Source organism: Aquiluna sp., from assembly GCF_965064355.1.
The window spans coordinates 1-5,279 of the sequence record NZ_CBCHRQ010000079.1 but is presented as its reverse complement, the minus strand read 5'-3'; the positions used below and the strand labels follow the sequence as shown (position 1 = coordinate 5,279).

8 protein-coding genes are annotated in these 5,279 nt (G+C 53.8%); all 8 read right to left on the bottom strand.

Features of this window, described 5'->3' with window-relative positions; genetic code table 11:
- A partial coding sequence (locus tag AC128V_RS06485) for a prephenate dehydrogenase (RefSeq protein ID WP_482763860.1) occupies positions 1-821 on the bottom strand: 821 nt, incomplete at its 3' end.
- Positions 818-1,180, bottom strand: coding sequence for a chorismate mutase (gene aroH, locus AC128V_RS06480; RefSeq protein WP_482763859.1), 363 nt, complete (start codon positions 1,178-1,180; stop codon positions 818-820). The genes aroH and AC128V_RS06485, both read right to left, overlap by 4 nt.
- Positions 1,180-1,941, bottom strand: a complete 762-nt coding sequence (locus tag AC128V_RS06475; RefSeq protein ID WP_482763858.1) for a pseudouridine synthase — start codon at positions 1,939-1,941, stop codon at positions 1,180-1,182. The genes aroH and AC128V_RS06475 overlap by 1 nt, the downstream gene beginning before the upstream one ends.
- Complete coding sequence (gene scpB / locus AC128V_RS06470; protein WP_482763857.1) at positions 1,928-2,476, bottom strand: SMC-Scp complex subunit ScpB; 549 nt, start codon at positions 2,474-2,476, stop codon at positions 1,928-1,930. The genes AC128V_RS06475 and scpB overlap by 14 nt, the downstream gene beginning before the upstream one ends.
- Positions 2,466-3,269 (bottom strand): segregation and condensation protein A, encoded by an 804-nt coding sequence (locus AC128V_RS06465; protein ID WP_482763856.1) that lies wholly within the window; start codon positions 3,267-3,269, stop codon positions 2,466-2,468. The genes scpB and AC128V_RS06465 overlap by 11 nt, the downstream gene beginning before the upstream one ends.
- On the bottom strand, positions 3,253-4,089 hold the full coding sequence (locus AC128V_RS06460; RefSeq protein WP_482763855.1) for a ParA family protein: 837 nt from the start codon (positions 4,087-4,089) through the stop codon (positions 3,253-3,255). The genes AC128V_RS06465 and AC128V_RS06460 overlap by 17 nt, the downstream gene beginning before the upstream one ends.
- 17 nt (positions 4,090-4,106) lie before the next feature.
- Complete coding sequence (gene xerD / locus AC128V_RS06455; protein WP_482763854.1) at positions 4,107-5,006, bottom strand: site-specific tyrosine recombinase XerD; 900 nt, start codon at positions 5,004-5,006, stop codon at positions 4,107-4,109.
- Positions 5,007-5,279: glutamine amidotransferase-related protein (locus AC128V_RS06450; protein ID WP_482763853.1), on the bottom strand; the 273-nt coding region annotated here is incomplete at its 5' end.

Below are 5,279 nucleotides of genomic sequence, written 5' to 3'. Positions count from 1 at the left end.
GCAACGCCAGAATTACCGCCTTGCAACAGGGCGTGAATCTTGGCCAGACTTCCAGAGCGGTCAATGTTTGCAACCGATTCAGATAACTGAGCAAGGTCTTGCTGCAGCATTGAAAGTAGCGGTGAAATCGAATCGGAGTTCTGGGAGATTATCTGCACCCAAAGCTCTGGGTCACTGGCGGCGATTCTGGAGGTGTCCCTAAGGCCCTGCCCTGAAAGCCCAAGCTGGTCTGGGGTGCCAAGGTTTAGCCTGTTTGCCAATAGCGAAGCCACCAGTTGTGGCAGGTGAGAAACCATAGCTACTGCCTCATCATGCTCAGTTGCAGTTAGTTCAACCGGCAACGCGCCTAGGCGCAAAGCCACATCCCGGATTAGCTCGATAGCTTCTGGCGATGAGTCTTTTGACGGGGTGATGATCCAGGGTCTGGCAAAAAACAAATCCGCGCGAGCAGCTGAGGGACCGCCCTTTTCTCGACCAGCCATTGGGTGTGAGCCAATGTAGCGGTGAGCGTGATCAGGGAGTGCAAGCGCCACATCCTGCGCAACCTTGCTCTTGACCGAAGCAACGTCGGTAACAATGGCCGCCGGGTGCTTTTGGAGCTGCTCAATAACGACATCCGCGGTCATATCCGGTGGTACACAAACGATTACTAGATCTGGCTCTGGGCCAGATTCGACTCCGGCACCATACTCAATCGCTAGTCGCAAATTTGCTTTGGACTGATCTTCCAGTGTGGCAATGACTGATTGCCTTGCCAACGCCAAGCCAAGGCTGGTGCCTAACAGGCCAGCCCCAACAATTTTGATTTCTGGGTTTTTCACTGGGCTAGATCAGCCCTAAGTGCAGTTGCGCCGCGCAAATAAACATGCTTGATCTCGGAGCGGGAAAGTTTGGTCTCTATGTGCATCATCAGGCGAATGACTCGAGGCATAGAGCCTGCGACAGCCATTTCTACCGAGCACATAAGTGGCACATCGCCTAAACCGAGCTCTCTGGCTGCGAGCGCCGGAAACTCACTCACGAGGTCAGGAGTTGCGGTAAACCAGATTGAGATCAGGTCTGCAAGATCGAGGTTGTTCTCGTGTAGCACCTTGGTTACCAGTTCAGCGGTGCCCTTGAGTAGCTCAGAACGCTCGTCCTGACTGATCTGGATGGCTCCCCTAATTGCGCGAACGGCCATTAGCGCCTCTTTCTAGGTACTTCTTTCCCGGTGGCAGCTTCCATAAGCATGCTCACCTCAAGTTTACTCAACTCACGGAACTGACCGGGCTTGAGATTACCTAAGCGCATTGGCCCAAAGCTCTTTCTGGTGAGATCCAATACCGGGAAGCCAACCGCTTCCATCATGCGGCGAACCACTCGGTTCTTACCGGAGTGCAAAACTAACTCGATCAACGAGGTCTGCTCGTTCTGGTCTATCACCCTTGCGCTGTCCGCTTGAGCGAGCCCATCCTCCAGCTTCACGCCATCCTTGAGCTTCTGCATCTCAACTCTGGTGATCTTGCCTCTTACCTTGGCGACATAGAGCTTCTGCACGCCAAACGATGGGTGCGCTAGCTCATTAGCAAGCTCGCCGTCATTGGTCATCAGGATTAGCCCCGTGGTCTCGGCATCTAGGCGACCGATGTTGAACACTCGATCAAAGCCAATAAAGTAATCCGCCAAACAGGGTCTGCCGTTTTCGTCCGCCATGGTCGAGACCACACCCTTAGGCTTGTGAAAGGCTAGGTAAATGCGCTCTGGGTCTAACTGCCAGGGCCTGCCGTCAACCATTACCTGGTCAGCCTCAGGGAAAATTCGAGTACCGAGCTCTTTTACGACCTTGCCGTTTACCTTGATGCGACCCTTGACGATCATTTCCTCAACGGCTCGGCGAGATGCCACTCCCGCTGCAGCCAGTACTTTTTGTAGGCGTACGCCTTCGTTCTCAGTCAATGTCATCCTGTCCCGGCAAATACGGGCTGATGGCCGGTAGTTCCTCGATTGAATTAATACCCAAAACCTCAAGCAGCATCTCGGTTGATCCGAACATGGCGGCTCCGGTCTCGGCATCGGTGTATAGCTCAGTAATCAAACCTCTTGAAAGCAAGGTTCGAACCACCGAGTCAACGTTTACGCCACGAATTGAAGAAACCTGCCCGCGCGAAATCGGCTGCCTATAGGCAATTACCGCCAAGGTCTCAAGCGCAGCTTGAGATAGCTTGGCTGGGTTCTCATTGGCAACCAAAAGCTTTACCGCCCAGTCGTGCTGGGGCCTTACGTAAAGCCGCCAGCCGCCGCCAACCTCGCGCAGTTCAAAACCGCGACCCAGGCCATCGTTAGCACTTTGGTACTCCTCGACCAAGCCCTCAAGCTCGTTCTTCACCTGAGCAATTGGCACTTCAAGTGCTCCGGCGAGGGTTGCAAGATTTAGCGGAGTCTCGGCAACAGTCAGGATCGCCTCAAGGGCTGCGCGTAAGGCGAAGTCAGTCGCCATAGTCCGCCCCTAACATTCCAAGTGAATCCATTGCAAAAGTCTTATCCTCCCAGACCACGGTGAAATCCGCGAATGGATCGCTCTGGTGGAAACTTGCCGCACCAACCCTGTAGAGCTCCAAAATGCCCAAAAATCTCGCGACAAGTTCTGCCCGGTCGGCGCAATCGGAAATCAATTCACGGAAGGTCAAACTTCCAGCCTTGCGCAATCGCTCCAACATGATTCTTGACTGCTCGCGAATCGAGACCTTCGATGCGTGCAGGTGGGTCAGCCCAACTCCTGGAATCTCGCGCGGAGCAAATGCCAACTGCGCTATTTGGCCAAACTCCGCAAGCGAAGTCCCCCACTGCAGCTGCGGGCGGGCATTGCGGAATCTCTCCTCAAGCCTTACCTCGCGTGGAATGCGGGTTGATTCAATCTCCAGGGAGGTGCCAAACCAGCTGGCAATCTCCTTGAAGGCGCGATACTGCAGGAGCTTGGCAAACAAGATGTCTCGCGCCTCTAGCAGTGCAATGTCTTCAGCATCCACAACTTCACCCTGTGGCAATAGCGATGCGATCTTGAGATCAAGCAGGGTTGCCGCCACAACTAAGAATTCCGAAGCACTTTCGATACCGGCTTGTTCGTCGAGCTTCTTTACAAACTGAATGAAGTCGTCGGTGACCTTAGCCAATGAGACGGTTGTGATGTCCAGCTCGTGCTTGCCGATAAGTCGAAGCAAAAGGTCAAATGGACCTTCAAAGTTTTCTAGCTGTAGCTGAAAATCAATCTCTGACTCAAGCTGAACAGCCACGGCTCACCAGCTCCCTGGCAACCCGGCGGTAGTCCTCGGCGGCATCAGAGCTAGGTGCGAAATCGGTAATTGGCTTTCTGGCGACGGTTGCGTCAGGGAACTTAACTGTTCTTCCAATTGCGGTGTGGAAGACCTGGCCAGCGAAAGCCTCCTGCAGACGCTCCAAAACCTCACGTGAGTGCAAGGTCCTGAAATCGTGCATGGTTGGAATCAAGCCATCAAGTTTCAGGGTCGGATTTGTCCTTGCCTTTACCTTCTCGATGGTCTGGACCAAAAGCGCAACTCCACGAAGCGCGAAGAACTCGGTTGCCATTGGAATCAAGACCCCGTGGGCTGCGGTCAGGGCGTTTACGGTCAAAAGGCCGAGCGATGGTTGGCAGTCAATGAAGATTACGTCGTATTCGTCCTTGACCTTGTTCAAAATTCCATCGAGAACACGCTCGCGACCCATTTCGGTCACTAGGTTCATCTCGGCAGCCGATAGGTCAATGTTGGCTGGAATGACATCCAGGTTGGGAATCGAAGTTTTCTGAATGGCATCGTGTGGATCCATGGTGACATTCATCATCAGGTCGTAGATGGTTGGGGCGTCCTGGTAATCGGCATCCAGGTTCACCGAAAGTGCACCCTGAGGGTCAAAGTCGACAACCAAAATCTTGCGACCGTAGTCAGCTAGCGATGCGGCTAGATTGATGGTGGTCGTGGTTTTACCAACGCCGCCTTTTTGATTGCACATTGCAATAATGCGTGCCGGACCGTGCTCTTTGAGCTTGGCCGGAACTGGGAATTCCTTCTTAGAGAGATTCACCGGTGCCTCCAACTTTTTCTCCCATTAGCCTACCGCCGCGCGCGGGGGTGTGAAGACGCATAAACCTCTCGCAATGTATCAATTGTGACCAAGGTGTAAATCTGGGTTGTGGCCACCGATGCGTGCCCCAAGAGCTCCTGAACCACCCTGACGTCCGCTCCACCCTCAATCAAGTGCGTGGCAAAGGAGTGCCTGAGTGAATGCGGTGAGACAGACAAACCACAACCCACACCCGCTGACTGGATAACCTCCCAAATGCTCTGGCGAGAAAGTCTGGAGCCGCGCTGGTTTAAAAACAGTGCTGGGCCACCAGCTTTGGCGCTAAGCAGCGGTCTGGAGCGAATCAAATAGGCATCTATTGCACGCTGCGCGAAGGATCCAACCGGAACCAAGCGCTCCTTTGAGCCCTTGCCTCGAATCCTCACCCAGCCGCCCTGCACCATTTCATCAAGATCTAACTGTGCAACTTCGCTCACGCGGCAACCCGAGGAATACATCAGCTCCAAAATTGCGCGGTTTCTAAGTCTTAGGACATCTGCGGTTTCATCGTCGGGTTCAGGCCCGGCTGCCGAAAGTAGCGCCATTACCTGCGACTGAGTGAGGGCCTTCGGCAAGCGCTTCGGAAGCTTGGGGCTTTTCACCTGCTGGCTTGGGTCATCGGTGCGCAGGTTTTCCAGCAGCAAATACTTTTGGTAGCCACGGACGGCAGCCAAGATTCTCGCCGAGGATGCTGCCCTCAGGTTTTGAGAATTTAGCCACAGCAAGAAATCCGAAAGCTCAGACCTGGTGATCTTCAGCTCTGAAAAACTGTTCTGATCCAAATATTCGCGGTATTTAGCTAGGTCGGCCTTATACGCACTCAGGGTGTTCTTACTCAGACCCCGCTCAATCACGAGGTGCCGCAGGTAGGCATCCAGCGGCGATGTCATTTAGGACTCGTCAAATAGCTTTTGCTGCTTTTGACGCTCAAGTGCAGCTTTTACCAAACCGTGGAACATTGGGTTTGGCTTAGTAGGACGAGACTTGAACTCAGGGTGAGCCTGGGTGGAGACGTAGTAAGGGTGAACATCTCTTGGAAGCTCCACATATTCAACTAGCTGACCGTCTGCGCTGGTTCCCGAGAACACCAATCCAGCCGCAGCAATTTGTTCGCGGTAGTGGTTATTTACCTCGTAGCGGTGACGGTGGCGTTCGCTGGCGGT

Excerpts from the sequence above, each read along its gene's own strand:
- aroH (WP_482763859.1), bottom strand. The coding sequence starts at position 1,180 with ATGGCCGTTCGCGCAATTAGGGGAGCCATCCAGATCAGTCAGGACGAG.
- AC128V_RS06475 (WP_482763858.1), bottom strand. The coding sequence starts at position 1,941 with ATGACATTGACTGAGAACGAAGGCGTACGCCTACAAAAAGTACTGGCT.
- scpB (WP_482763857.1), bottom strand. The coding sequence starts at position 2,476 with ATGGCGACTGACTTCGCCTTACGCGCAGCCCTTGAGGCGATCCTGACT.
- xerD (WP_482763854.1), bottom strand. The coding sequence starts at position 5,006 with ATGACATCGCCGCTGGATGCCTACCTGCGGCACCTCGTGATTGAGCGG.